Source organism: Bradyrhizobium altum (assembly GCF_020889705.1).
Lineage (GTDB): Bacteria > Pseudomonadota > Alphaproteobacteria > Rhizobiales > Xanthobacteraceae > Bradyrhizobium > Bradyrhizobium altum.
In genome coordinates this window covers 13131-39243 of sequence record NZ_JACMYP010000050.1, presented here as the reverse complement: position 1 = coordinate 39243, position 26113 = coordinate 13131, and the positions used below count along the sequence as shown (strand labels likewise).

Sequence of the window (26113 nt, the reverse complement as noted above, 5' to 3'; positions counted from 1 at the left end):
CTGCGCGGCTCGTTGTTCGGCAACGTCCCGTTCGCGGTGATCGGCGCCGGCGCGGGCTGCGCCGTCTGCACGGTCGATGCCGGCGGCGGATTCGCATTTGCGTTCAGCGGCGGAAACACGACGCGCGGTCCGGCGGTCTTCGAATTGACGTCGACCGGCGCCTCTTCACGCGACACGATCTTCTCGGTGCCGTCACCCGCTGCCATGCGATCCGGTGTCTTGGCCGGCGCATCGGCCTGGGCCGGAATCACCTTGGTCGGCGTGTTGTCGGCCTTGATGATCGGCGGCTCACCGCTGCGGGGCGAGCCGACATAGGTTCGGTAGGCGTACGCGCCACCGACGCCGAACACGCCTAGCGCCAAGACGGCGGCGACCGTCATCAGGCCGCTGCTCCGCCGACGCGGTTCAGGCTCTTCTTCGTCGGCCTCATACGCATAAGGATCGTCCGGATAGGATGGATCGCGCTGCAGATCCTGTTCGCCGGCTTCCAGCTGGCCGTAGAGCGCATCGTCATAGCGCGACGGATCCTGGCCCTGATCGCCACTCTGATAGGGCTCGTCGTCAAAGGCCTCGGGCTGGCGCGGGGGCTCGACCGGCCGATAGGTCGCGACCGGTTCGGGCGCAGGCGGCTGCGCCTGCTGGGCCGCATAGCGATGCAACGGATGCACCGGCTTCGGCTGGTAGTCCTGTTCGGGCTCTTCGTACTCGGTGTGCTGCACGGGCGGCGGAGCGACGGTCTCCTGCCGCGCGCGCTGCATCCAGGGCGGCGGGCCCGCGGGCGGCGCATCCTCGTCCTCGGCCTGCGCATCATATTGTTGCGGCCGCGCATTGGCGCGCGACTGCAGCGGACGCGGCGGCGGCTTGTTCGCGCTGCCGAATGGATCCGTCTGTCCGATCAGCCGGGCCAGTTCGGCGAGCGGATCGCTCTCGGCCTTGGGTGCCGCGTCGGTGGAAAAATGTCGGTCCTGATATCGATCAGCCATCGTGATGATGCATCCCCTTCGGGACAGCGCCAAGATCGCCGGCACAGCCGGTCCGAACGAGTTGGCCCCTGCCAGATGCCCTCACAAATCCCCACTCGTGAAGGCCTAATGCCCCTGCCTACCGCATCTCGGTCGGAGCCTGGACGCCTAGAACGGCTAAGCCCGATGCCAGAACCGAGACGACGCCCTGAACCATTGCCAGTCGCGCCCTCGTGATCTCTGCATCATTATTGATAATGAAGCGTAAATAGGGCAAATCGCGCCCCTTGGTCCACAGCGCATGAAATTCACTGGCCAAATCATATAGATAAAAAGCGATTCGGTGCGGCTCGTGTGCCACCGCGGCAGCTTCGATCATCCGCGGATACAGCGCAAGCTGCTTAAGCAGGCCGAGCTCGGACGGATCGGTCAGCCGCTCGACCGCAGCGTTCCGCAGATAGGCTAGCCGGGACTCATCGGTCTCGGGCAGATCGGGAACCGCCTCCTCCCGCGCATTGCGGAAGATCGAATGACCGCGGGCGTGACCGTACTGGACGTAGAAGACGGCGTTGTCCTTTGACTGCTCGATCACCTTGGTGAGGTCGAAATCGAGCACCGCGTCGTTCTTGCGGAACAGCATCATGAACCGGACCGCGTCCGAGCCAACCTCGTCGACCACCTCGCGCAGCGTGACGAATTCGCCGGAGCGTTTCGACATCTTCACCGGCTCCCCGTCACGCAGCAGCTTGACGAGCTGCACGATCTTGACGTCGAGCGTGGCCTTGCCGGCAGTCACCGCCTTCACCGCCGCCTGCATCCGCTTGATGTAGCCACCGTGGTCGGCGCCGAACACGTCAATCAGATTGGTGAAACCACGCTCGAACTTGTTGCGGTGGTTGGCGATGTCGGACGCGAAATAGGTGTACGAACCGTCCGACTTGATCAGCGGACGATCGACGTCGTCGCCATAGGCGGTGGCGCGGAACAGCGACTGCTCGCGGTCTTCATAATCCTCGACCGGCTTGCCCTTCGGCGGCGGCAGGCGGCCTTCGTAGATGTCGCCCTTGGCGCGCAGGAAATCGATGGTCTCGGCGACCTTGTTGTTGCCTGATGTGATCAGCGAGCGCTCGGAGAAGAACACATCGTGATGGATGTTGAGCGCGGCGAGATCGACCTTGATCATCTCCATCATCATGGCGATCGCCTTGTCGCGCACGATCGGCAGCCACGCGGCTTCCGTCATGTCGAGCAGCTTCTCGCCGTATTCCTTGGCAAGCGCCGCGCCGACCGGGACGAGGTAATCGCCGGGATAGAGCCCTTCCGGAATCGCGCCGATGTCCTGACCCAACGCTTCGCGGTAACGCAGGAATGCCGAGCGTGCGAGCACGTCGACCTGGGCACCGGCATCGTTGATGTAATATTCGCGGCAGACGTCGAAGCCCGCGAATTGCAGCAGGCTGCATAACGCATCGCCGAACACGGCGCCGCGGCAGTGGCCGACATGCATCGGGCCGGTCGGGTTGGCCGAGACGTATTCGACATTGACCTTCTCGGCCTTGCCGATGTCGCTGCGGCCATAGGCCGAGCCGGCGGCCAGCACGGCGCGCAGCGCGTCCGCCCAGACCTGCGGCTTCAAGGTCAGGTTGATGAAGCCGGGCCCGGCGACATCGACAGACGCCACCAGCGCGTCGGCACGCAGCCGCTCCGCGATCTTGTCGGCGAGCTCGCGTGGCTTGGCCTTGGCCTCCTTGGCGAGCACCATCGCGGCATTGGTCGCCATGTCGCCGTGGCTGGCATCGCGCGGCGGCTCGACCACGACGCGGGACAGATCGATGCCCGCGGGCCAGTTGTCCTCGGCAGCGACAGCGGCACAGATTGCGTGCACGCGCGCCAGCATGTCGGCAAAAAGGTGTGGTGTCGCAGGGGTGTCGGCCATGGCAGGGCGCTAACGCAAATCTGGGGTCGAGTCAAAAAGCCTTTGATGCTCGATCAGGGCGAAACGGTCGGTCATCCCGGCAATGAAATTGCCGATCCGCCTGTTCCGTGCGCTCCCGGTCTCCTGCACGCTCCCCTCGATCCATTCCGCTGGCAGGTCACCTGGCGATTGCCGGTAGCGCTCATAGAGATTGCGGACCACCTGCTCCGCCTCCCGCATGACCAGCATCACCCGCGGGTGGCGATACATCCGCCGGAACAGGAACGCCTTGATCGCCGCCTCCTGCGCGGCCACCTCGGGCGGAAACGCGATCAGCGGCGCGTTGTGGTGGCGCACATCCTGGGCCGATTGCGGCTGCGCAACGGCGAGGCGCCGGGTCGCCTCGTTGAAGACCGCGTTGATGAAATGTGAGATCAGCTCACGCACCAGTTCGGCGCCGCGCCGGACCTCGTCGAGCCCGGGATAATGGCGATCGATCTCGGCGATGATCTCTGATGTCAGCGGCATCTCCTTGAGGTCGTCGACTGCAAACAGACCGGCGCGCAGGCCGTCGTCGATATCGTGAGCGTCATAGGCGATGTCGTCGGCGAAAGCCGCGATCTGCGCCTCGAGCGAGGCATAGCTCCAGAGCTCGAGGTCGTAGGTCTTGTTGTAATCGGCGATCCCGATCGGAATGCCGCTGTCGAGGTAGCGCCCCGCCGGCGCGCCGTTGCGTTCGGTCAGCGGGCCGTTGTGCTTGACGATACCCTCAAGCGATTCCCAGGTCAGGTTCAGCCCGCCGAATTCGGGGTAGCGATGCTCCAGCGAGGTGACGACCCGCAGCGCCTGCGCATTGTGGTCGAAGCCGCCATCATCCTTGAGGCAGTCGTCGAGCGCCCGCTCCCCGGCATGCCCGAACGGCGGATGGCCGAGGTCGTGCGCCAGCGCCAGCGTCTCGGTCAGATCCTCGTCGACCCCGAGCTGGCGCGCCAGCGCGCGGGCGATCTGCGCGACCTCCAGCGAATGGGTTAGCCGGGTGCGATAGTGATCGCCCTCATGGAAGACGAACACTTGGGTCTTATGCTTGAGGCGGCGGAACGCGGTGGAGTGGATCACCCGGTCGCAATCGCGCCGGAACGGGCTGCGGGTCCGGCTCGGCGGCTCCACGACAAGCCGGCCGCGGCTGCGATCGGGATCGCAGGCATAAGGCGCGCGGGGGGCAGCCATTCCGACCGACACGGTATTTTAGTCCTTATCCATTTGATTCCATGGTCCGACGCACTTAACTATGACTGAGGCGGCTGACCAAATGAATTGGGCATGACGCCGGGCGTGATCCAGATCAGATCATCCCCAGATAGGGTTTCGGAGACCGAACATGACTGCTGCCATCACCGTCAGCGAACGGGCTGCCCGCCGGATCGGGCAGATCCTCAGCAAAGAAGGCGACGGCGCCAAGCTGCGCATTTCGGTCGAGGGCGGCGGCTGCTCCGGTTTCCAGTACAAATTCGACGTCGAGCGCACCCAAGCCGATGACGACCTGGTGATCAAGCGCGACAGCGCCGTGGTGCTGATCGACCCCGCCTCGGTCCCGTTCCTCGCGGGCTCGGAAGTCGACTTCGTCGATGACCTGATCGGCGCCTCGTTCCGCGTCGTCAATCCGAACGCCACCGCGTCCTGCGGCTGCGGCACCAGCTTCTCGATCTGACGCTTCCTTGCCCGACGCGGCTGCTCCACGCGAACCGGTGACCGGTTCGCCGGAGACGCTACGTTATTCGGCCGCGACCACCTGCGGGCGCTCGACGTCACCGCCCGCCTCCGCCTGCGGGTCGAGCTTGCGGCGCAGCCTGCGATCGATGCGGTCGAGATAGATATAGATCACGGGCGTAATGAACAGCGTCAGCAGCTGCGACACGCAGAGGCCGCCGACCACCGCGACGCCGAGCGGCTGACGCAATTCGGCGCCGGCGCCCGCTCCGAGCGCGATCGGCAGCGTGCCGAAGATCGCCGCGAACGTCGTCATCATGATCGGGCGGAAGCGCAGCAGCGCCGCCTCGCGGATCGCGTGCTCGGCGCTGAGGCCGACGCGGCGGCGCTCCAGCGCGAAATCGACCATCATGATCGCGTTCTTTTTGACGATGCCGACCAGCATCACGATGCCGATCATCGCGATGACAGACAGCTCCATCCCGAACAGCATCAGCGTCAGGATCGCGCCGATGCCGGCCGACGGCAGGCCGGAGATGATGGTGATCGGATGGATGAAGCTCTCGTAGAGAATGCCGAGGATCACGAAGGCCGCGAACACGGCGGCGAGGATCAGGACACCCTGCCCGCGCAGCGAATCCTGGAACACCTGCGCGGTGCCGGAGAATCCGGTCGCGATCGTCGGCGGCAAATTCGCGGTCTGCTCGAGCTCGGTGATCTTGTCGACCGCGTAGCCGAGCGAATTGCCGGGCGCGAGATTGAACGAGATCGTCACCGCCGGCTGCTGGCCCTGGTGGTTGATCTGCAGCGGCCCGACCGTCGGCACCAGCCGCGCTACCGCATCCAGCGGAATGGTCTGCCCATTCGCGGTCTTCATGTAGAGCTTCGAGAGATCGGACGGGTCGACGCGGAACTGCGGCTGCACCTCCAGGATGATCTGGTAGTCGTTCGACGGCATGTAGATGGTCCCGACCTGCCGCGAACCGTATGCGTTGTAGAGCTGGTTGCGCACCTGGTCGACGGTGATGCCGTAGACCGCCGCCTTCTCGCGGTCGATGTCGACCGTCATCTGCGGGTTCTTGATGTAGAGATCGGTGGTGACGTCGAGGAGCCCTGCGATCTTCTCGATCTTGTCGCGCATCTCGGGCGCCAGCCGGTACAGCGACTCGGTATCGCCGCTCTGCATCACATACTGATACTGGCTCTTGGAGATACGCCCGCCGATGTTGAGGTTCTGGACGCTCTGGAAGAACGCCTGCATGCCCGGGATTTCGCGCGCCTTCTGCCTGAGGCGGCCAATCACCACGGCGGCGTTGTCGCGAGTCTTCTGCGGCTTCAGCGCGATGAACAAGCGGCCGTAATTGGTGGTCGGATTGGGACCGCCGGAGCCGACCGTGGAATTGATGTAATCGATCGCCGGATCGGTCCGCATCACCTCGACCAGCGCCTGCTGGCGCACCTTCATCGCCTCGAACGAGGTATCGGTCGCAGCTTCCGTCACGCCGATCAGAAAGCCGGTGTCCTCCTGCGGGAAGAAGCCCTTCGGCACGATCATGTAGAGATAGATGGTGCCGCCGAGCGTCGCGAGCGTCACCAGCAGCATCAGCGCTTTCTTGGCCAGCACCCAGTCCAGCACCCATTCATAGGCCCGCAGCCAGGCCTCGAACATCGCCTCGAACGCCCGCAATACGATGTTCGGCCGCTTGGTCGCGTCATGCGCGCGCAGCACGCGGGCGCACAGCATCGGCGTCAAGGTCAGCGACACGAATCCGGACACGATGATCGCAACCGAGATCGTGACGGCGAATTCGCGGAACACGCGGCCGACGATGCCGCCCATCAGCAGCACCGGGATGAACACGGCGATCAGCGAGAAGGTGATTGAGATGATGGTAAAGCCGATCTCGCGGGCGCCCTTCAGCGCTGCCTCGAACGGCTTCATGCCGTGCTCGATATGGCGGACGATGTTCTCCAGCATGACGATGGCGTCGTCGACCACGAAGCCGACCGAGAGCGTCAGCGCCAGCAGCGTCATGTTGTTGATCGAGTAATCCAGCGCGTACATCGCCGCACAAGTGCCGAACAGCGAGATCGGCACCGCCAGCGCCGGAATGAAGGTCGCCGACGCCGAGCGCAGGAACAGGAAGATCACGAGGATCACCAGCGCGATCGCGATCAGCAGGGTCTCCTCGACGTCGCTGACCGCCTGCCGGATCGAGACCGAGCGATCCATCATAACCTGCATGGTCACGGAGGGCGGGATCGCGGCGCGCAGCGACGGCAATTTCGCCAGCACGGCATCGACGACCGCCACGGTGTTGGCGTCTGGCTGTTTCTGGATTGCGAGCACAATCGCCCGCTCGTCGTTCATCCAGGTCGCGATCTTGTCGTTCTCGACGCTGTCGTAGACCTTGGCAATCTCGTCGAGGCGAACCGGCGAGCCGTTGCGCCAGGCGACATAGATCTGGCGGTAGTCGGCCGCCTTGTCCATCTGGCCGGAGGCCTGCAGCGCGACGTCCTGCATCGGGCCGTTCAGCGTGCCGACCGGGGTCGAGGAATTGGCGCGCGACACCGCGGCGCGGATGTCCTCCATCGAGACGCCGCGGGCAGCGGCGGCCTCCGGATCCGCCTGAACGCGGATCGCAAATTTCTGCGCGCCGTAGATCAGCACCTGGGCGACGCCGGGCAGCTGCGACAGCGCCTGCCCGATAGTGATGTCGCCATATTCATTGACCGCCGACAGCGGCAGCGTCGCCGACCCCAGCGAGACGAACAGCACCGGGAAATCCGCCGGGTTCACCTTCCGGAAGCTCGGCGGGATCGTCATCTCGATCGGCAGCCGGCGCTGCGCGATGGTCAACGCCGTCTGCACGTCGAGCGCGGCGGCATCGATGTTGCGGTTGAGGTCGAACTGGATGGTGATGACGCTCGTACCCTGCGAGGAGTTCGAGGACATCGAGGAGATGCCGGCAATGGTCGAGAGCTGACGCTCGATGATGCCGGCGACCGAGGCGGCCATGGTGTCCGCGCTGGCGCCCGGCAACGTGGCGGTGACCGCAATGGTCGGGAAGTCCACCTTGGGCAGCGCCGAGACCGGCAGCAGGCGGAAGCCGAACACGCCGAATGCGATGATCGACGCCGTGATCAGCGTCGTCATGACCGGGCGGCGGATGCAGAGCTCGGACAGCGTCATCGGTCAGGCTCCGGCCTTGCGCGCCCGCAGCTCAACCCGCGATCCCTCCGACAGCAGCAGCTGGCCGTCGACGACGATGCTTTCATCGCCCGCCAATCCGTCAGAGATCACCGAGCTGCCCTGGAAGGTGCGATCGACCTTGACCGGCCGGACCTTGGCGACGCCGTCCTGGACGACGAAGACGAAATTGCCGTTCTGGCTGCGCTGGACCGCGACCGTCGGCACCACGACCGCATCTTCGCTGCGGATGATCAGCTTGGTTTGCACGATGGTGCCGGGCCACAGCGTCTCGCTGGCATTGTTCATGATGCCGCGCACCGTCACCATGCCGGTGGTCGCGTCGACGGCGTTCTCGACCATCGCGACCTTGCCACTCTCGGAGCGCTGGTGGCCGGGAATGGTCGCGATCACCTTGGGATCGTCCTTCCCCATGGCGTCGCGCAAATCGACCAGCGCACGCTGGGGAATGGCGAAGGTGACATAGACCGGCGCCATCTGGTTGATGACGGCCAGCGGCTGGGTGTCGGCGGGACGGACGAAGTTTCCGACCTTGACGTTGGCGGCGCTGATCCGGCCCGCGAACGGCGCGCGGATCACGGTGTAGCTCTTCTGGACGCGGAGATTTTCCAGCGCGAACTGGTCGGCCTTGATGGTGCCGATCAGGACGTCGGACTGGGTCTTGGCGTTGTCGAGGTTGACTTGCGTGGTCGCGCCCTTGCCGACCAGCTCGGTGTAGCGGCGCAGGTCGCGCTGCGCGCCCTCGAGCTGGGCCTGGTCGCGGGCCAGGACGCCCTCGGCCTGCTCGATCTGGGCGTCGATCTGCCGCGCGTCGAGCGTGAACAGCAGGTCGCCCTCATTGACCTTGGCGCCGTCCTCGAAATGCACCGAGACGATGGTGGTCTCCAGCCGCGACTTCAGCGCCACGCTGGAGATCGGCGTGACCTGTCCGATCGCGTCGACATCGACCGGCACCGATTTGCGTTCGGCCTTGGCGAGATCCACCGAGACCACGCGCGGCCGCGGCGTCCCCTGCGCGGTGGCGGCACCGCCACCCATCCATGAAGCGCGGGTCATGTAAGCCGCCCCAGCCGCAATGCCGAGAACAGCGACAGTCAGAACCAAATTCCGTTTTTTCATAGGTCTTGCACGTGCGCCGCCCGCTTCCCTTCAGGGCCGGGACGCTTCGCAACTCCCCCATCGGCAATTGTTACGCCTTGTTTCCGGTGAGGGTTAGCACAGGCGGATCGCCCATGGTATGCCACCTAAGTAAAATCCTGCGGCTTCAATCCCGGTCATTCGCATCCGCACTGCTGGAAATTCGGCATACGGGCGGGCAATCGCGCTACCTTTCGCCTCCAGATCGAATGTTTCGAATCCCCCTGATGTCCATCTCCGTCCGCGTCTGCACCTGGGAAGAAGCCCGCGAACGCTCCGGTGCCATCCGCTACAGCGTCTTTGTCGAAGAACAGGGCGTTCCGGCGGAACTTGAATGGGACGAAATGGACGTGTCGAGCTGGCATGCCCTGGCGTTTGCCGAAGACGGCACCGCCGTGGCGACGGGCCGGTTGTTGCCCGACGGCCATATCGGCCGGATGGCGGTGCTCAAGGCGGCGCGCGGCACGGGCATGGGCGCCCGCGTGCTGGATGCGCTGATGGCCAAGGCGGCCGAACTCGGCTATCCGGAGCTAATCCTCAACGCGCAGACACACGCAGAGCGGTTCTACGCACGCGTCGGCTTCGAGCGGATCGGCGAGGAATTCGAGGAGGCCGGCATCCCACACGTCGAGATGCGGAAACGCTTGATCCAAGCGGGGCGCTAGTTCACCCAAGCGCTCCCATAAACAGAGGACTTCCGATGGCAGTTCGCATCGCGACCTGGAACGTCAACTCGGTCCGGCAACGGATCGAACTTCTGGTCGCTTGGCTGAAGGAGTGTTCCCCCGACATCGTCTGCCTGCAGGAGATCAAATGCGTCGACGACGCGTTTCCGCGGCTCGAGGTCGAGGCGCTCGGATATAATGTCGTCACCCACGGCCAGAAGACCTTCAACGGCGTGGCGCTGCTTTCCAAGCTGCCGTTCGACGAGACCAAGTCGGGCCTCGCCGGCGACGACGAGGACGCCCACGCCCGTTTCCTCGAAGGCGTCGTCACGCTGAAGCAAGGCGTGGTGCGGGTCGCGTGCCTTTATCTGCCCAATGGCAACCCTGCCAATACCGACAAATATCCGTACAAGCTCAAATGGATGTCGCGGCTTCTTGAGTACACACGGGAACGGCTTAAGGCCGAGGAGCCGCTGATCCTGGCCGGCGACTTCAATGTCATTCCGGCGGCCCGCGACGTCTACAATCCGGCCGCCTGGACCGACGATGCCCTGTTCCGCCCTGCGACCCGCGAGGCCTTCCAGTCGCTGCTCGGCCTCGGCCTCACCGATGCGCTGCGCGCGGTCAATGACGAGCCGGGTCAGTACACCTTCTGGGACTACCAAGCCGGCGCCTGGCAGAAGAACTGGGGCCTGCGCATCGACCATCTGCTGATGTCGCCGCAGGCCAGCGACCGGCTGATCGATGTCGGGATCGACAGCTATGTCCGCGCCTGGGAGAAGCCGTCCGACCATGTCCCGGTCTGGGCCGATCTCGATTTCGAGACCGCCTGAGCCCGCCGGCCGCGAGGAATATCAATCCCGGCGGCCTCTAATCGCGACGACCCTGCACCCAGTGCTCGAGCATCTGCAGCGCCATCGCGCGGTCGTCTTCGGAAGCCTTGGTGATCGCCCGATTGTAGCTTTCCTTGATCCAGGCCTCTTCCGGCGTCGCGCTGTCGCGCGCCAGGGTCAGCCACATCAGGCCGCGGGCCCGCTGCGGCGGCAGCCGGTCGCCGTTGAACAGCATCTGACCAAGTAGCGCCTGCGCCTGATGCTGGCCCTTCTGGGCGGCAAGCCCGAGCCAGCGCGCGCCATAGCGGAAATCGTCCCGCGAGGCGTCCGGCGTCTTCAGGTAAAGCCGGGCAAGGTCGTACTGGGCGTCGGCATTGCCGAAATAGGACGCGGCATAGGAGAACATCTCCCGTGCCCGTTCGGTGTCCGCCTTGACCTTGGAATTGGGAATGCCGCTCAGATAATAGCGGCCGAGCGCCACGAAGGCGTTGGCCACGATCGAGGCCTGCGGCGCCGACGGCGAGTCCTCGGCATGCGCATTGGCGATCCGGCTGAAATACTCGAAGGCGCGCATGTCGTCCTGGATGACGCCGTCGCCCTCGGCGTACATCTTGCCGAGCTTCCACTGCGCCACCGGGTGACCGCCCTCGGCCTGGTACTGCAGCGTGCTGAAGGAGGAGGTCGGCGAGGTCGCCGCAGGGGCCACCGGCGTGGCGGCCCGCTTCAGGGCACCGGCCGTGCCGGGCTGCGGAGCGACCACCGGAAGAACGGTATCCTGGGGGCTGACCGGGGCGCCGTCGAAGCCGAATCCGGGGCCCGCCACCGGAATGGCCCCTAACGCAAACGCAAATATCGCACGCTTAAACGTCCGCATAACACTGTTTCTCGTACGCGCCACCCGGATGGGTGACTGCGCCATCCACCGCCGGCCCCACTTGCTCGGCGTACTTCCACAGCGCACCAGATGTATGGTTCGTCGCGCGAGGGGCCCATTTGGTCTTACGATTTGCGAGTTCGGCGTCGCTCAAATTTACGTTAAGGGTGCCGGCGACCGCATCGATCTCGATGATGTCGCCGTCTTGCAACAACCCGATCGGCCCGCCGACGGCCGCTTCAGGTCCAATATGGCCGATGCAGAAGCCACGGGTGGCACCGGAGAACCGGCCATCGGTGATCAGGGCAATCTTGCCGCCCATCCCCTGCCCGGTCAGCGCCGCCGTGGTCGCCAGCATCTCCCGCATCCCGGGACCGCCCTTCGGTCCCTCGTAGCGGATCACAATCACTTCGCCTTCCTTGTAGGTGCGCTTCTGCACCGCCTCGAAGGCGTCTTCCTCGCGGTCGAAGCACCGGGCCGGACCGGTAAACCTCAGGTTGGACATTCCCGCGACCTTCACGATCGCACCCTCCGGAGCGAGATTACCCTTCAGTCCGACAACGCCACCTGTCACGGTGATCGGATTGTCGGCAGGCCGCACCACGTCCTGGTGCGGATTCCATTTCACGCTTTTGAGGTTTTCGGCGATCGTTCGGCCAGTGACGGTCAGGCAATTCCCGTGCAGGTGGCCATTGTCGAGCAGCGTTTTCATCAGCAGCGGAATGCCGCCAACTTCAAACATGTCTTTGGCAACATAACGGCCGCCCGGCTTCAAATCCGCGACGTAAGGAGTCTTTTTGAAGATTTCGGCAACGTCGAACAAATTGAACTTGATGCCGCACTCATGGGCGATCGCCGGCAGGTGCAGCGCAGCATTGGTCGAACCACCTGAGGCTGCAACCACGGCCGCAGCATTTTCAAGGGCTTCCCGGGTGACGATGTCGCGGGGCCGGATGTTCTTCTCGATCAGCTCCATCACCTTCTCGCCGGCGGCAGAGCAGAAGGCGTCGCGGATCTCGTAAGGCGCCGGAGCCCCGGCCGAGTACGGGAGCGCGAGGCCGATCGCCTCGGAGACGGTCGCCATGGTGTTGGCGGTGAATTGGGCGCCGCAGGCGCCGGCCGACGGGCACGCCACCCGCTCGATTTCGTCCAGGTCCTCGTCCGACATGGCGCCGACCGAGTGCTTGCCGACGGCCTCGAACATGTCCTGCACGGTCACCGGCTGCCCGCGGAAGTTGCCGGGCAAAATCGAGCCGCCATAGATGAAGATCGATGGCACGTTGAGGCGGGCCATCGCCATCATCATGCCCGGCAGCGACTTGTCGCAGCCGGCGAGCCCGACCAGCGCATCATAGGAGTGGCCGCGGACGGTCAGCTCGACCGAATCGGCGATGCATTCGCGCGACGGAAGCGACGAGCGCATGCCGTCATGGCCCATCGCGATGCCGTCGGTCACGGTGATGGTGCAGAACTCGCGCGGCGTGCCGCCGGCGGACGCCACGCCCTTCTTCACCGCCTGCGCCTGGCGCATCAGCGAGATGTTGCAGGGGGCCGCTTCATTCCAACATGAAGCAACGCCGACAAAGGGTTGATGAATCTGGGTTGTCGTCAGCCCCATCGCATAGAGATAGGACCGATGTGGTGCGCGCTGGGGCCCTTCCGTCACGTGACGACTCGGCAGCCTGCCCTTGATGTTCGTCTTGGCGTCCATCGCGACCCTGTTCCCAGCGCTGTTTCCTCCAACAACGCCGGACCCGATCAAAAGTCCCGTCGCCGCGAGCGCTGGCTATTCAGCTAGGTGAATATCCTTTCATGTCAGGGTGTGGCTAAAAAGCGGCGCGACTACGGACTGGCCGTGTTTAGGGTTAAATGTCGATTCACTGTTGCGACGACGCAACAATCGTGGCTCCCGGGCAACCATGTATTATCGGTCCTTATGGGAACCTGACACGTACCTGACCAAATAGCCGTGGAGCTGCCGTCTCGTGACGGAACTCGTCCGAGTTGTGGATTGAATTGCCCCTCTCCTCAAACAGAGCGCGCAGGGAAAGCCGGGTGCCGATCGCACGCACGCGCCTCTCTCCACCCGTCAAACCATTCACGGAGTTGCGTTTCTGATAAAGCGAAATATTTCTACTGCGGGGACTTGCGCCGTCGGGCAACTCAGATGTATGAGCCGCGCCGCTGTCCTCCCGTCATTCCCCGGTGCGCAATTGCGCACCTGACGGCTCGTGAAGCGAGAGCCCGAATCCATTCCACCAATAATGCGGCACAATGGATTCCGGGCTCGTGCTTCGCACGCCCCGGAATGACGATGGCGAGACGTCGCTACTCGGCCGCCAGCTTTGGTGGCGCCGGAGGCGCCCAGCACTCGACGCGATTCCGGCCGTGCTCCTTGGCCTGGTAGAGCGCGGCATCGGCGGCCTTCATCAGCGCGTCGATCCCGGGCATGCTGGTGAGGGCCTCGGCAACGCCAATGCTTACCGTCAGTCGCACCGGACGACCATCCGCCGCCAATGCCAACCCTTCCGCCCTCTTGCGAATGCGCTCGGCGACGGTCCGGGCGCGCGACAATGTCGTTTCCGGCAGTAGAACCGCGAACTCCTCGCCTCCGACACGTCCGACGACGTCGGACTTGCGTTTGCCGCGAATGCAGATCTCGGCAACGGCCTTGATGGCCTCGTCGCCGGCCGCATGACCGAGCCGGTCATTGATGCTCTTGAAGTAATCGATATCGACCATCAGCACGGAGACGGAGCGATAGTAGCGCTGGAACCGGCTCCACTCCGCGTCCAGCGTCGTCAGGAACTGCCTGCGGTTGAACAGTCCGGTGAGCGGATCGGTGGTCGCGAGCACCTCGAGCTGTCGCGCATTACCGACAAGATCGGTCACGTCGACAAAGGTCAGCATTCGGCCGCCGTTCGCCATCGTCGAGCAATGGATCCTGATGTTGCGGCCATCAGGCGTCTGGACGTCGCGCTTGTGATCGCCCGCCTTGATCTCCGCGATCCGCTTCGCCGGGAAGGCTCTGATTTGCTCCGGGGTCGAGCCCGTCGGGACTGCCCGGCGGCTGCGCGTGAGAAGCGTGACGTATGCCGGATGCCGCGCAACCTCCTCCTCGCTCACCTCCCAGAATTCCCGCATTCTCCGGTTGAGGAAAATCACATTGAGATCGCGATCAAGCAGGACGACGCCGTCCTCCACGTTCTCGAGGGCGCCGGTCAGCACCTTCAACTTGTCAGATGCGCGCACGATGTCGGTCACGGGCGTGTAGCTCACCATCCGGCCGCCGTCGGGCAGCGGCGTGCACTGACACCGAACCACATCGCCATTGCTGCGCCTGAGATCGATCGGATTTGCATCCCCGGCGCTCACGAGGCGGACGCGTTCGGCAACATAGGCTTGAAGCTGCTCAGCCGGCTGCTCATAGGCCATGGTCTTGCAGCCGTGATGCATCAGATCGGTGAAGCTGGGATTGCGGTCGGCAACCGCGTCCGGAAGCTGCCACATGTTCCGGAACGCGCGGTTGATGAAGAGGGCTTTCAGCTCCGCGTCCAAAAGCAGGATGCCGACCGGGATCTGATCGAGCGCTGCGCGCAGCGCCAGCATGTGCCCGCGCAGAATGTCGCCGCTGCGCCGCTCCATGATGGCTGATGGCGCAGGAGCGGCAGGCACGGCAGCGGCAGGCGCGGGAGCCGCAGCGCTCGCCTGCTGCGCCTCAAACACCAGGCCGAGCTGGCGGTCCGATTGCCACAGCCGTTTGCATGGCCTCACCTGATTGGTGCCGACAATCAACAGTTGGACCTGATCGGGAATGCCAACCACGCTTTCGAGTTCCACGGTCGCTCCCGTATCGGTGAGCTGCCGGACCGTGCAATCGAAGGCCGACCGACCGAAATTGAAGACGATCTTTCCGGCCAAAAACGTTCGGCCGCGGGAAGCTGACACCTGTCCGGACATGGCGAGACGCACCTGGAGCAATTGCGAGCCCCGACACCTCAGCATGTTTGAGTCACCAAGCCATGAACGCTTTCGAGGGGTTTTGACCCAGAGTAGAGAACGAAGGCGGTGTGCGCTGCAAAACGGGTTCCAGCTTGCGGTTCCTGGAACCCGTGCGGTGGAGAACTACGATCCGCTCAGCCGCTTCCGTTTCGCGTTCAGCGCGGAGGCGACGCGGCTGACCGGCGGACGGCCGAGCAAACCGGCGACCTCGTTGGTCGCGGCCAGCAGCTTGTCCATGTCGATACCGGTTTTCACGCCCATGCCCTCGAGCATGTAGACGACGTCCTCGGTCGCGACGTTGCCGGTGGCGCCGGGCGCATAGGGGCAGCCGCCGAGGCCGCCGGCGGCGGCATCGATGACGCGCACGCCCTCCTCCATGCCGGCATAGAGATTGGCGAGCGCCTGGCCATAGGTGTCGTGGAAGTGCATCGCGAGGTTGCCGACCGGCAGCTCGGCGCCGACCGCGCGCAGCATCTCTCTGGCCTTTAGCGGCGTGCCGACGCCGATGGTGTCGCCAAGCGAGATCTCGTAGCAGCCGAGATCCCACAGCGTCATCGCGAGGTCGGCGACCGCCTTCGGCTTGATCTCGCCGTCGAACGGACAACCGAGCACGCAGGAGATATAGCCGCGCACCTTGACGTCGTCGGCCTTGGCACGCGCCAGCACCGGCTTGAAGCGCTCGATCGATTCCGCGATCGAGCAATTGATGTTGGCACGCGAAAACCCTTCGGAGGCCGCAGCGAACACCGAGACGACCTGGGCGCCGGCCGCGCGCGCGGCGTCATAGCCCTTCTCGTTCGGCACCAGCACGTGGAATTCGGCGTCCTTGACCTTGTCCTTGATTTGGCTGACGCCGCGCAGCACCTGGTCGGAGCTTGCCATCTGCGGGATCGCCTTGGGCGACACGAAGGCGCCGACCTCGACGGTTTTAAGCCCCGCCGCCACCAGCGCCTCGATGAAGGCGATGCGCGCCTCGACGCTGACCGGCGTCTTCTCGTTCTGCAGGCCGTCGCGCGGCCCCATCTCGACGATGTGGATCTGATCGGTCATGACGCGGCCGCAGGCTCGACTTCGGCAAGCTCGACGCCCTCGCCGACGATGTCGCCGACCTTGCATTTGAGCTTCTTCAACACACCGGCATAGGGCGCGCGCAGGGTCTGCTCCATCTTCATCACTTCGAGGGTGAGGATCGGTGCGCCCTTCTCCAGCGTCGCGCCCTCCTCGGCCAGCAGCGCGACCACGGTGCCCGGCAAGGGCGCCACGATCTTGTCCTCACCGACCTGCTCCTCGCTCTCGCCGCCGAACGGATCGACCCAGTGCAGGTCGAAACGGCCGTTGCGGGTACGCAGGTAAAGCTCGTGGCCCTCGATCACCGATGCGACGCGCGACTTCACGCCCCTGAGCGTCAGGTCGAAGCCATCATCGCCGGCTGACGAGATCGCGAAGGCGACCTCGCGCCCGCTGACGAATAGCGTCGATGGTCCGTTGCCATAGTACAGCGTGATGGTCTGGGCGGCCTCGTGGCCCTGCCGGAATGAAAACACCCGCTGACGGCGGCCGACCGGCATCCAGCCGAATGCCTGCCAGGGCGAGTTCACCTCGCGGCGCGCCGCTTTCTGCTCGTTGTTGACGATCGCAGCCACCGCTGCGCAGAGCTCGAACTCGCCGGCCGCGCCTGTGCCTGATGTCAGGTTCTTCAGCTCGCGCTCGATGAAGCCGGTATCGATCGCATTGGCCCTGACGTCCGGATGCGTCACCAGCGCCGACAGGAACGGGATGTTGGTGACGATGCCGCGGACGTCGGTCCCTTCGAGCCCGCGATTGAGCTTCTCGATCGCGCCTTCGCGCGTCGGCGCCCAGGCGATCACCTTGGCAAGCATCGCGTCGTAGTACGGCGAGACGTTATCGCCGCTGCGATAGCCGGCATCGATGCGCAGGCCGTCGCCTTCCAGCGGCGTGCGCCAGGTCTTGATGCGGCCGACCGAAGGCATGAAGTTCTTCTGCGGATTTTCCGCGTAGACGCGGGCCTCGATGGCGTGTCCGTTCAGCTTGATCTCGTCCTGCTTCAGCGGCAGCGCTTCGCCGAAGGCAACGCGCAGCTGCCACTCGACCAGATCGACGCCGGTGATCAGCTCGGTGACGGGATGCTCGACCTGCAGGCGCGTGTTCATCTCGATGAAGAACACGTCCTTGCCGTCGGAGACGAACTCGATGGTGCCGGCGCCGACATAGTTGACCGCGCCGGCCGCCTTGCGGGCGGCCTCGCAGACGGTCTCGCGCTGCGCGGCGTTGAGCGTCGGCGACGGCGCCTCCTCGATCACCTTCTGGTGCCGGCGTTGCAGCGTGCATTCGCGCTCCCACAGCGAAAGCAGATTGCCATGGCTGTCGCCGATGATCTGCACCTCGATATGGCGCGGGTTCTGGACGTATTTCTCGATCAGCATGCGGTCGTCGCCGAACGCCGCCTTGGCCTCGCGCTTGGCGCTGGTGATCGCGGCCGACAGCTCGCCCGCCGAATCGACCACGCGCATGCCGCGGCCGCCGCCGCCGGCCGACGCCTTGACCAGCACCGGGAAGCCGATCCGGTTGGCGGCCTCCGCCAGGATCGCCTCGTCCTGTGCCTCGCCGTGATAGCCCGGCACCAGCGGCACGCCGGCCTTCTCCATCAGCGCCTTCGAGCCGGATTTCGAGCCCATCGCGGTCATCATCGCCGCGGTCGGACCGACGAACACCAGGCCAGCATCAAGGCAGGCTTGTGCGAATTCGGCGTTCTCCGACAGGAAGCCGTAGCCGGGATGCACCGCTTCCGCGCCGATCGCGCGGGCGGCGGCGATGACGTGCTCGATGTTGAGATAACTGTCACGCGCCCGTGCCGGCCCGAGCAGCACCGCCTCGTCGGCGAGCGCGACATGCATCGCATCGCGGTCGGCCTCGGAATAGACCGCGACGGTGCGCAACCCCATCGCGCGCGCCGAGCGGATGACGCGGCAGGCGATCTCGCCGCGGTTGGCGATCAGAAGCGTGCGGAAACGCCGGTAGAGTTTTGAGCGGTCCATGGTCAGATCCTGGGTCACATCCTGAACAGGCCGAACTTCGTCGGCTCGATCGCCGCATTGGCGGCGGCCGACAGGCCGAGCCCGAGCACCAGGCGGGTGTCGGCGGGATCGATCACGCCGTCGTCCCAGAGCCGCGCTGTCGCGTAATAGGGATTGCCCTGCTTCTCGTATTGCGCGCGGATCGGCTCGCGGAACTTATCTTCCTCTTCCGCCGACCAGCTCTCGCCCTTGGCCTCGATGCCGTCGCGCCGCACCTGGCTCAGCACCATCGAGGCCTGCTCGCCGCCCATCACGGAGATGCGGGCGTTCGGCCACAGCCAGAGGAACCGCGGGCTGTAGGCGCGGCCGCACATGCCGTAATTGCCAGCGCCGTATGAGCCGCCGATCACGACGGTGAATTTCGGCACGCCGGCGGTCGCGACCGCCGTCACCAGCTTGGCGCCGTCGCGCGCGATGCCGCCCGCCTCGTACTTCTTGCCGACCATGAAGCCGGTGATGTTCTGCAGGAACACCAAGGGAATGCCGCGCTGGCAGCACAGCTCGATGAAATGCGCGCCCTTCAGCGAGCTCTCGCTGAACAGGATGCCGTTGTTGGCGATGATGCCGACCGGATAGCCCCAGATATGGGCGAAGCCGCAGATCAGCGTGGTGCCGTACAGCTTCTTGAATTCGTCGAACTCAGAACCGTCGACGATCCGCGCGATGATGTCATGCACGTCGAACGGCTTGCGGCCGTCGGCGGAGACCACGCCGTAGATCTCCTCGGCCGGAAACAGCGGCTCCTGGACGGTGCGCATGTTGAGCGGCGCCTTCGCCGGCTGCTTCAGCGTGCCGACGATGCGCCGCGCGATCCCGATCGCATGGGCGTCGTTCTGCGCGTAGTGATCAGTCACGCCCGACTGCCGGGAGTGGACGTCGGCGCCGCCGAGTTCCTCGGCGGTGACGACCTCGCCGGTCGCAGCCTTCACCAGCGGCGGGCCGCCGAGGAAGATCGTGCCCTGGTTGCGCACGATGATGCTCTCGTCCGACATCGCAGGCACATAGGCGCCGCCCGCGGTGCAGGAGCCCATCACGATGGCAATCTGCGGAATGCCCTGCGACGACATCTGCGCCTGATTGTAGAAGATGCGGCCGAAATGCCGCTCGTCGGGAAATATCTCGTCCTGCAGCGGCAGGAAGGCGCCGCCGGAATCCACCATGTAGACGCAGGGCAGATTGTTCTGCCGCGCGATGTCCTGCGCGCGCAGATGCTTCTTCACCGTCAGCGGGTAGTAGGTGCCGCCCTTGATGGTGGCGTCGTTGGCGACGATGATGCATTCGCGTCCCGCGATGCGTCCGACGCCGGTGATGACGCTGGCCGAATGGACGTCACCGCCGTACAGCCCGTTGGCGGCGAGCGGCGACAGCTCGAGGAATGCGGTGCCGGGATCGACCAGCAGATCGACGCGATCGCGCGCCAGCATCTTGCCGCGCGAGGTGTGCCGCTTGCGCGAGGTCTCGCCCCCGCCGCCGGCGACCTGCTTGAGCTTGTCCCGGAGCTCCGCGACCAAGCTGCGCATCACATCGGCGTTGCGGGCGAATTCAGAGGATGTGGGATCGATCGTCGAATGAAGCGGCATCGCTATTGCACGTTTCGTTGGAGTGGCCGACAGGATTTTTTGGAAAGCGAGCCGCCGCGCCGGAGGCACGACGGCCGGTGCGCAGCTCAGGCCGTCTTCGCGAACAGCTCGCGGCCGATCAGCATGCGGCGGATCTCACTGGTGCCGGCGCCGATCTCGTAGAGCTTGGCATCGCGCAGCAGCCGGCCGGTCGGATAGTCGTTGATGTAGCCATTGCCGCCCAGGAGCTGGATCGCATCCAGCGCGCATTGGGTGGCCTTCTCCGCGGCGTAGAGAATGGCGCCAGCGGCGTCCTCGCGTGTGGTCTCGCCGCGGTCGCATGCCTTCGCCACCGCGTAAACATAGGCGCGCGAGGCGTTCATCGTGGTGTACATGTCGGCGATCTTGCCCTGCACCAGCTGGAACGAGCCGATCGGCTCGCCGAACTGCTTGCGCTCGTGGACGTAGGGCAACACGACGTCCATGCAGGCCTGCATGATGCCGATCGGTCCCGCCGCCAGCACCGCGCGCTCATAGTCGAGACCGGACATCAAGACGTTGACGCCGCGGCCGACCTCGGAGAGCACGTTCTCCTCCGGCACCTCGCAATCCTCGAACACCAGCTCGCAGGTGTCGGAGCCGCGCATGCCGAGCTTGTCGAGCTTCTGCGCGGTGGAGAATCCCTTCATGCCCTTTTCGATGATGAAGGCGGTGATGCCGCGCGGGCCGGCATTGGCATCGGTCCTGGCATAGACCACCAGCGTCTCGGCGTGGGGACCGTTGGTGATCCACATCTTGTTGCCGTTGAGCACGAAGCGGTCGCCCTTCTTCTCGGCGCGGGTCTTCATCGAGACCACGTCGGAGCCGGCAGAGGGCTCCGACATCGCCAGCGATCCGACATGCTCGCCGGAGATCAGCTTGGGCAGATATTTGCGCTTCTGCGCCTCGTTGCCATTGCGGCGGATCTGGTTGACGCAGAGGTTGGAATGCGCGCCGTAAGCCAGCCCGATCGAAGCCGACGCGCGCGAGATCTCCTCGACCGCGATGCAGTGCTCGAGATAGCCGAGGCCCGATCCGCCGTACTCCTCCTCGACGGTGATGCCGTGCAGCCCGAGCGCGCCGATTTTCGGCCAGAGGTCGCGCGGAAAGGTGTTGGCGCGATCGATCTCGGCGGCGCGCGGCGCGATCTCATTGGTCGAGAAATCATGCACCGTTTCGCGGATCGCATCCGCGGTCTCGCCAAGGTCGAAATTGAAGATTGCCGCCCGGTTCGAGGCCATGATCCCTCCCATGAGATTCATCTTGCAATTAAACGATCATACGTTTTTTTCTTGGCTTCGCAAGCGACTGTGCTATGGTTTGCATGTGAAATCCGCAGTTCATTGAATTTACTGGGATTTCATGCGATATACATACGGTCGTTTGCTTGTTTCCGGCACTCCCTGACAAGCCAACATCCCTCCGAGGCCCCGATGGCACGCACGATCGGCTCACATGGCCCCACAACGCTGGAGGCGATCCGCAAGGCCGGCGTGCGCCTGATCTTCGAGCGCGGCTACGAGGCGATGAGCCTGCGCCAGCTCGCCGCCGAGGTCGGCATCCAGGCGGGCTCACTCTACAACCATATCTCAACCAAGCAGGACCTGCTGTTCGATCTGGTGCAGGAGCATATCAACGATTTGCTGCGCGAGCTCGATCTCGCGCTGGAGGGCAAGGCCGATCCGGTCGAGCAGCTGCGCGCTTTCGTGGCCTTCCATGTCACCTATCACATGACCCGCAAGCGCGAGGTCTTCATCGCCAATTCCGAGCTGCGCAGCCTCGATGCCAAGAACTACGACGTCGTGGTGGCGCTGCGGGGTGCCTATGAGCAGCGGCTGGCGCAGATTCTCACCGACGGGGTGTCGGAGGGCGTTTTCGAGGTCGTCGATATCCAGGTCGCGACCTTCGCCATCATCGCGCTGCTGACAGGTCTTTGCACCTGGTACCGCCCCGGCGGCCGGCTGACCCGCGACGCCATCATCGCGGCGCATGAGAAGCTGGTGCTGTCGGGCGTCGCACCGCAGGCCGCGCTCGGTCGGGTCGGCAGCGGCAGCAAGAGCCCGCGGACTGCGGTAGCGGGCTCGTGACTGTGACAGAGCGCCCACAGCTCGATGACATCGATTTGCGGATCCTGTCCGAATTGCAGCGGGATGGCCGGATCAGGATCAACGAGCTCGCCGAGCGCGTCGGCATCACCGCCCCGCCCTGCCTGCGCCGGGTTCGCGCCTTGCGCAGCCGCGGCGTGGTGCAGGCGATCCGCGCCACGCTGGACGAACGGCTGTTGGGCTACGAGGTGACGACCTTCGTCCTGATCCAGCTCGACAGCCAGACCCTGGTTGCGATCGAGGCGTTTGAGGCTGCGGTCGCCGCCGTGCCGCGCTTCCTGCAATGCTGGCGGATCTCGGGCGATGCCGATTTCATGCTGAGATGCGTCGCGCCCAGCGTCGACGACATGCGTCAGCAGCTGCTGCAGTTCGCCGGCCTGCCCAACGTGCGTAAAATTCGAAGCTTTCCGGTGCTCGGCGTCTCCAAGGATGCGCCGCTGCCGATCCCGGGCGCCCTCGCCGCTCCAAGCCCTGCGAGCTGACCCGGCGCCCCTTCCGCCAGACTCGTCATGCCCGGCCTCGTGCCGGGCATCCACGTCTTTTCTTCATTCAGGCAGACGTGGATGGCCGGGACAAGCCCGGCCATGACGAAATTGAACTCGTTTTGAAGCGGTATGGCCTAATGCGTCCACGGCTCCCAGCGGCGGAATGCAAAATTGTCGGCATAGGCGATCTGGCGGTGCGCCGAATCCTTCGGCTCGATCACCTGGTAGGCGATGCCCTTGCGCTCGCAATAGGCGACCGCCTCCTCCTTGGTCTCGAACTGCAGCGTGAGCTGCTGCTTCATGTCGGTGGACGAGGTCCAGCCCATCAAGGGCTCCACGGTGCGCGGCTGCTCCGGCTCGTAGTCCAGTTGCCACTCTTTGGTCTTGGCACGTCCCGATTGCATCGCGTTTTTGGCGGGCTTAAAAATGCGTGCGGTCATGGATGGTCGGTCCCGTGGGATGTACGATATGGAAGCGATTTGAAGGAAACCGCCGGGATAGTATAGAGACACCGTTCAACGATCTGATCGGTGATTCCTCGATCTCGGAGGTAGCCTTCGCCGGACCGGTATAGTCATTCTACCGCGCTGTGACAATCTGGCCCCGGGAGGCTCCATTTGGAGTCCACTTGGGCTCGCGGCGCGGCCTTCTCGACAGCATCATCTCGAGGAAGCGGCGCCCCATGGAAATCCACGCTCACCTGCCCGACAAAGGACGTGACCTCCGGCTCGACCTGTTCCGCGGGATCGCGAACTGGGCGATCTATCTCGATCACATCCCCGACAATATCGTGAACTGGATCACGACCCGGAATTACGGCTTCAGCGATGCCGCGGACCTGTTCGTCTTCATCTCCGGCTACACCGCATCCTTCGTCTATGCCCGCATGATGCTGGAGCGCGGCTTCATCGTCGGCGCGACCCGGCTGACCAAGCGGGTCTGGCAGCTCTATGTCGCCCACATCATCCTGTTCGTGATCTACATCGCCTCGATCAGCTATCTGGCGCTGCGTTTCGGCGATTCCGAGATCATCAACGAGTTCAATGTCGCGGGCCTCGTCGACAACGCCACCGAGACGCTGCGCCAGGGCCTGTTCCTGAAGTTCAAGCCGGTCAATCTCGACGTGCTGCCGCTCTACATCGTGCTGATGGGCCTGTTTCCGCCGGTGCTGTGGTTCATGCTGCGGCGGCCGAACTGGACCATGCTGGCCTCGCTCGCACTGTGGCTCGTGTCGCGCCACATGGGCTGGAACCTGCCGGCCTATCCGGCCGGGACCTGGTACTTCAATCCGTTCGCCTGGCAGGTGCTGTTCGTGTTCGGCTCGTGGTGCGCGATGGGCGGCGCACGCCAGAACATGCATATCATCAATTCGCCCTACACGCTGTGGTTCTGCATCGCCTACATGATCTTCGCCCTGATCATGACGATGGCCGGCCGCTTCCCGGACTTCGGCGCGATGTTCCCGGACTGGCTCTATTCCACCTTCAACCCGAACGACAAGACCAACCTCGCGCCGTATCGCTTCCTGCACTTCGTGGTGATCACGGTGCTGGTGATCCGCTTCGTCCCGAAGGACTGGTCAGCGCTGGAGTGGAAGGTGTTCGATCCCCTGATCGTCTGCGGCCAGCAGTCGCTCGCGGTGTTCTGCGTCGGCGTGTTCCTGTCCTTTGTCGGACATTTCGAGCTCTCGATGAGCTCGGGCTCGCTGTTCGCGCAGATCTTCGTCAGCGTCTCCGGCATCGCGATCATGACGATCGTGGCCTATTACATCTCGTGGTCGAAGCGGCAGGACAAGCCGATCAAGCCGCCGGCGCCGAAACCTGCGGCGCCGGCGAAGGCCGGGTGACAAAGCGCGTCATTTGCCCGGCCGCCGCCCGTTGCCACTCGGCTGGCCGCTTCGCCATCTGCCCTTTGAAGTGAACCCATCCCAGGTGGTGGTCCAGCGATACTCGGCCGGCGGCGCCTTCGCGATGCTATCGGAGCTGCGCGCTCCCTCCAGGGCAAACGTGGCGCCCTGCGGGTCAAGGCAGCGAACGATCCAACTGCCGTTCGGCAATTCCAGCGGCCCCTCGTAGACCCGTCCGCCACCGGCCCTGACTCGCACGATGGCTGCGTCGACGTCGTCGACGTTGAAATAGTAAAGCCAGAACGCGATCGGTTCGAGCGGACGCTTGTTGAAGATTCCACCGATGGTCTGCCCACCAGCAGAGAACAGTTGGTAGGACTCGGCGCCGGCGACGTCGCTGTCGGCCTGTCGCCAGCCAAAAACTTCGCTGTAGAAACCAAAGGCCTTCCGCCAATCGGCAGCCAGCAGTTCGTGCCAGCCGACCCGCCCAGGGGCATCGAGGCCTTCAACCGCGGGCCGAGCGATCCTTGATCCGCTAAGCAATCCGAACGTCGCCCGCTGCGGGTCGGCGACGATCGAGATACGGCCGATATTGGTGCCGGTCGGCGGCACGTAGACGGCGCCACCACGTTCTAGCATTCGGCGAACGGCAAGATCCATGTCGTCAACACCGACATAACCAATCCATCGCGGGGTTGCGCCCTGGCGTATGCCCTCTTCCGGCAACTCCATCAGACCGCTTCGGGTAAGCTCGCCCGACATGAACAATTTGTAAGAAATCCCAGGTGTAGACGCATCCTTCGTCACCCAGCCGAGGACGCTGCCGTAAAAGGCACTCGCTCCTCCCACATCCGTGGTCAGCAGCTCATACCAAGCGAAGCTCGCACCATCATCAGCCATGCCGATCCCTCGCTTCGGCGTCGGGACAACCGCAGTGCAGCATGCAAATTCCCACATCGTCAACGATCGCGCCTGAGCGACAGGCCCGGCCAATAATCGCGTTCATCAAGATGAACCCGAGAACGAAGATGAACGACAGCACTTGATGCACGCTAGCGCCTCGCGAGAGTGTGCGCGCAGCGCGTCTTGCATGCAGCTGCGACGAATTGTACAACTGCGCGAGAGTTGAAATCGACAACACGTCAAGAATGGAGGATGCGAGCATGCCGCGAGTGAAGCAAGCCCCCAAGAGCAAGCGTGTGACCAGCAAGCGTGTGACCAGCAAGCGTATGACCAAGGCCGCTGTGCCCGCTTTGGGTGCAGCCGGATTGACTTTCTCGCTGGTGGGGGGTGCGTCCGCATCCGCAGTTCCGGCAGCAGACGCGCCGCAGATTCAGAAGTACGGACCGACGCAAGCCATTACACTCGGCGAAGAAGAAATCGCCGACGTCAGCCTGGCGACGTTCCACCTGTTCGACAAGGAAGACATCGGAGCCGGCGTCCAGGTGGCGTGGCGCGGATGCGGCGGCTGCCGAGGTTGCCGTGGCTGTCGCGGCTGCCGTGGCTGCCGCGCCTGCCGCTGCGGTGGCTGCGCTGGTTGCGGTGGCGGCTGCTGTCTGTCGTGGGGCGCCTGCCGCATCTGCTAGTCGAACCAGCATCGCGTTGACACACATCGATCGTCATGGCCGGGTCCGACACACGTCGACCCGGCCAAATTTGTATTGTGTCCGTATCGTTG

Annotated in this window: 21 protein-coding genes; 7 read left to right on the top strand and 14 right to left on the bottom strand. The window is 64.4% G+C overall.

What is annotated here, in order from left to right; genetic code table 11:
- The 3 genes from H8B02_RS15485 to H8B02_RS15475 form a co-directional block, all read right to left on the bottom strand.
- The coding region (locus H8B02_RS15485) for an SPOR domain-containing protein (protein ID WP_229167030.1) at positions 1-983 on the bottom strand (983 nt) is incomplete at its 3' end.
- A gap of 118 nt (positions 984-1101) precedes the next feature.
- Positions 1102-2898, bottom strand: a complete 1797-nt coding sequence (gene argS, locus H8B02_RS15480) for an arginine--tRNA ligase (RefSeq protein ID WP_229167029.1) — start codon at positions 2896-2898, stop codon at positions 1102-1104.
- 9 nt (positions 2899-2907) lie between these two features.
- Complete coding sequence (locus H8B02_RS15475; protein ID WP_229167028.1) at positions 2908-4116, bottom strand: deoxyguanosinetriphosphate triphosphohydrolase; 1209 nt, start codon at positions 4114-4116, stop codon at positions 2908-2910.
- A gap of 139 nt (positions 4117-4255) precedes the next feature.
- Between H8B02_RS15475 and erpA the strand changes: the two genes are divergently transcribed.
- The gene (gene erpA, locus H8B02_RS15470; RefSeq protein ID WP_229167027.1) at positions 4256-4585 is read left to right on the top strand and encodes an iron-sulfur cluster insertion protein ErpA; all 330 of its coding nucleotides are present in this window, start codon (positions 4256-4258) and stop codon (positions 4583-4585) included.
- A gap of 63 nt (positions 4586-4648) precedes the next feature.
- Here erpA and H8B02_RS15465 read toward each other — a convergent pair whose 3' ends face one another.
- Both H8B02_RS15465 and H8B02_RS15460 read right to left on the bottom strand, forming a co-directional pair.
- Positions 4649-7777, bottom strand: coding sequence for an efflux RND transporter permease subunit (locus H8B02_RS15465; protein ID WP_229167026.1), 3129 nt, complete (start codon positions 7775-7777; stop codon positions 4649-4651).
- A gap of 3 nt (positions 7778-7780) precedes the next feature.
- The gene (locus tag H8B02_RS15460) at positions 7781-8914 is read right to left on the bottom strand and encodes an efflux RND transporter periplasmic adaptor subunit (RefSeq protein ID WP_229167025.1); all 1134 of its coding nucleotides are present in this window, start codon (positions 8912-8914) and stop codon (positions 7781-7783) included.
- 245 nt (positions 8915-9159) lie between these two features.
- On the opposite strand from H8B02_RS15460, the gene H8B02_RS15455 reads away from it, so the two are divergent.
- Together H8B02_RS15455 and xth are read left to right on the top strand one after the other, a co-directional pair.
- A complete protein-coding gene (locus H8B02_RS15455; protein ID WP_229167024.1) occupies positions 9160-9597 on the top strand; it encodes a GNAT family N-acetyltransferase in 438 nt (145 codons plus the stop codon).
- A 35-nt stretch (positions 9598-9632) separates the two neighbouring features.
- Positions 9633-10430 carry an exodeoxyribonuclease III gene (xth, locus tag H8B02_RS15450; RefSeq protein WP_229167023.1) on the top strand — a complete coding sequence of 266 codons (798 nt, stop codon included), beginning with the start codon at positions 9633-9635 and terminating at the stop codon, positions 10428-10430.
- A 37-nt stretch (positions 10431-10467) separates the two neighbouring features.
- Here the strand turns inward: xth and H8B02_RS15445 are convergent, their stop codons facing one another.
- The 7 genes from H8B02_RS15445 to H8B02_RS15415 form a co-directional block, all read right to left on the bottom strand.
- Positions 10468-11304: a tetratricopeptide repeat protein gene (locus H8B02_RS15445; protein ID WP_229167022.1), complete on the bottom strand. Its 837-nt coding sequence runs from the start codon at positions 11302-11304 to the stop codon at positions 10468-10470.
- Positions 11291-13015 carry a dihydroxy-acid dehydratase gene (gene ilvD / locus H8B02_RS15440; protein ID WP_229167021.1) on the bottom strand — a complete coding sequence of 575 codons (1725 nt, stop codon included), beginning with the start codon at positions 13013-13015 and terminating at the stop codon, positions 11291-11293. The genes H8B02_RS15445 and ilvD overlap by 14 nt, the downstream gene beginning before the upstream one ends.
- Positions 13016-13632: 617 nt before the next feature.
- Positions 13633-15144, bottom strand: a complete 1512-nt coding sequence (locus tag H8B02_RS15435; protein WP_229167020.1) for a sensor domain-containing diguanylate cyclase — start codon at positions 15142-15144, stop codon at positions 13633-13635.
- Between the two features lie 285 nt (positions 15145-15429).
- A complete protein-coding gene (locus H8B02_RS15430; RefSeq protein ID WP_229167019.1) occupies positions 15430-16356 on the bottom strand; it encodes a hydroxymethylglutaryl-CoA lyase in 927 nt (308 codons plus the stop codon).
- Complete coding sequence (locus H8B02_RS15425) at positions 16353-18362, bottom strand: acetyl/propionyl/methylcrotonyl-CoA carboxylase subunit alpha (protein WP_229167018.1); 2010 nt, start codon at positions 18360-18362, stop codon at positions 16353-16355. Before H8B02_RS15425 ends, H8B02_RS15430 begins: the two co-directional genes overlap by 4 nt.
- Before the next feature lie 14 nt (positions 18363-18376).
- Entirely contained in the window at positions 18377-19981 is a 1605-nt protein-coding gene (locus H8B02_RS15420; RefSeq protein WP_229167017.1) for a carboxyl transferase domain-containing protein, read from the bottom strand.
- A gap of 86 nt (positions 19982-20067) precedes the next feature.
- Positions 20068-21240, bottom strand: coding sequence for an isovaleryl-CoA dehydrogenase (locus tag H8B02_RS15415; RefSeq protein WP_229167016.1), 1173 nt, complete (start codon positions 21238-21240; stop codon positions 20068-20070).
- 192 nt (positions 21241-21432) lie between these two features.
- Here H8B02_RS15415 and H8B02_RS15410 point away from each other — a divergent pair, with 192 nt between their 5' ends.
- Positions 21433-22086, top strand: coding sequence for a TetR/AcrR family transcriptional regulator (locus H8B02_RS15410; RefSeq protein WP_229167015.1), 654 nt, complete (start codon positions 21433-21435; stop codon positions 22084-22086).
- 2 nt (positions 22087-22088) lie between these two features.
- Positions 22089-22586: an Lrp/AsnC family transcriptional regulator gene (locus H8B02_RS15405; RefSeq protein ID WP_229167031.1), complete on the top strand. Its 498-nt coding sequence runs from the start codon at positions 22089-22091 to the stop codon at positions 22584-22586.
- A 137-nt stretch (positions 22587-22723) separates the two neighbouring features.
- Here H8B02_RS15405 and H8B02_RS15400 read toward each other — a convergent pair whose 3' ends face one another.
- Positions 22724-23029, bottom strand: coding sequence for an ETC complex I subunit (locus tag H8B02_RS15400; protein ID WP_092113947.1), 306 nt, complete (start codon positions 23027-23029; stop codon positions 22724-22726).
- A gap of 242 nt (positions 23030-23271) precedes the next feature.
- Here H8B02_RS15400 and H8B02_RS15395 point away from each other — a divergent pair, with 242 nt between their 5' ends.
- Entirely contained in the window at positions 23272-24435 is a 1164-nt protein-coding gene (locus H8B02_RS15395) for an OpgC domain-containing protein (protein ID WP_229167014.1), read from the top strand.
- A 9-nt stretch (positions 24436-24444) separates the two neighbouring features.
- Here H8B02_RS15395 and H8B02_RS15390 read toward each other — a convergent pair whose 3' ends face one another.
- On the bottom strand, positions 24445-25335 hold the full coding sequence (locus H8B02_RS15390; protein ID WP_229167013.1) for a VOC family protein: 891 nt from the start codon (positions 25333-25335) through the stop codon (positions 24445-24447).
- A 263-nt stretch (positions 25336-25598) separates the two neighbouring features.
- Here H8B02_RS15390 and H8B02_RS15385 point away from each other — a divergent pair, with 263 nt between their 5' ends.
- Positions 25599-26021 carry a hypothetical protein gene (locus tag H8B02_RS15385; RefSeq protein ID WP_229167012.1) on the top strand — a complete coding sequence of 141 codons (423 nt, stop codon included), beginning with the start codon at positions 25599-25601 and terminating at the stop codon, positions 26019-26021.
- The last annotated feature ends 92 nt before the right edge of the window (positions 26022-26113 follow it).

Excerpts from the sequence above, each read along its gene's own strand:
- H8B02_RS15410 (WP_229167015.1), top strand. The coding sequence starts at position 21,433 with ATGGCACGCACGATCGGCTCACATGGCCCCACAACGCTGGAGGCGATC.
- H8B02_RS15425 (WP_229167018.1), bottom strand. The coding sequence starts at position 18,362 with ATGGACCGCTCAAAACTCTACCGGCGTTTCCGCACGCTTCTGATCGCC.
- H8B02_RS15390 (WP_229167013.1), bottom strand. The coding sequence starts at position 25,335 with ATGGCTGATGATGGTGCGAGCTTCGCTTGGTATGAGCTGCTGACCACG.
- H8B02_RS15385 (WP_229167012.1), top strand. The coding sequence starts at position 25,599 with ATGCCGCGAGTGAAGCAAGCCCCCAAGAGCAAGCGTGTGACCAGCAAG.
- H8B02_RS15445 (WP_229167022.1), bottom strand. The coding sequence starts at position 11,304 with ATGCGGACGTTTAAGCGTGCGATATTTGCGTTTGCGTTAGGGGCCATT.
- erpA (WP_229167027.1), top strand. The coding sequence starts at position 4,256 with ATGACTGCTGCCATCACCGTCAGCGAACGGGCTGCCCGCCGGATCGGG.
- argS (WP_229167029.1), bottom strand. The coding sequence starts at position 2,898 with ATGGCCGACACCCCTGCGACACCACACCTTTTTGCCGACATGCTGGCG.
- ilvD (WP_229167021.1), bottom strand. The coding sequence starts at position 13,015 with ATGGACGCCAAGACGAACATCAAGGGCAGGCTGCCGAGTCGTCACGTG.
- H8B02_RS15460 (WP_229167025.1), bottom strand. The coding sequence starts at position 8,914 with ATGAAAAAACGGAATTTGGTTCTGACTGTCGCTGTTCTCGGCATTGCG.
- H8B02_RS15400 (WP_092113947.1), bottom strand. The coding sequence starts at position 23,029 with ATGACCGCACGCATTTTTAAGCCCGCCAAAAACGCGATGCAATCGGGA.
- H8B02_RS15395 (WP_229167014.1), top strand. The coding sequence starts at position 23,272 with ATGGAAATCCACGCTCACCTGCCCGACAAAGGACGTGACCTCCGGCTC.
- H8B02_RS15430 (WP_229167019.1), bottom strand. The coding sequence starts at position 16,356 with ATGACCGATCAGATCCACATCGTCGAGATGGGGCCGCGCGACGGCCTG.
- H8B02_RS15455 (WP_229167024.1), top strand. The coding sequence starts at position 9,160 with ATGTCCATCTCCGTCCGCGTCTGCACCTGGGAAGAAGCCCGCGAACGC.
- H8B02_RS15415 (WP_229167016.1), bottom strand. The coding sequence starts at position 21,240 with ATGGCCTCGAACCGGGCGGCAATCTTCAATTTCGACCTTGGCGAGACC.
- xth (WP_229167023.1), top strand. The coding sequence starts at position 9,633 with ATGGCAGTTCGCATCGCGACCTGGAACGTCAACTCGGTCCGGCAACGG.
- H8B02_RS15465 (WP_229167026.1), bottom strand. The coding sequence starts at position 7,777 with ATGACGCTGTCCGAGCTCTGCATCCGCCGCCCGGTCATGACGACGCTG.
- H8B02_RS15420 (WP_229167017.1), bottom strand. The coding sequence starts at position 19,981 with ATGCCGCTTCATTCGACGATCGATCCCACATCCTCTGAATTCGCCCGC.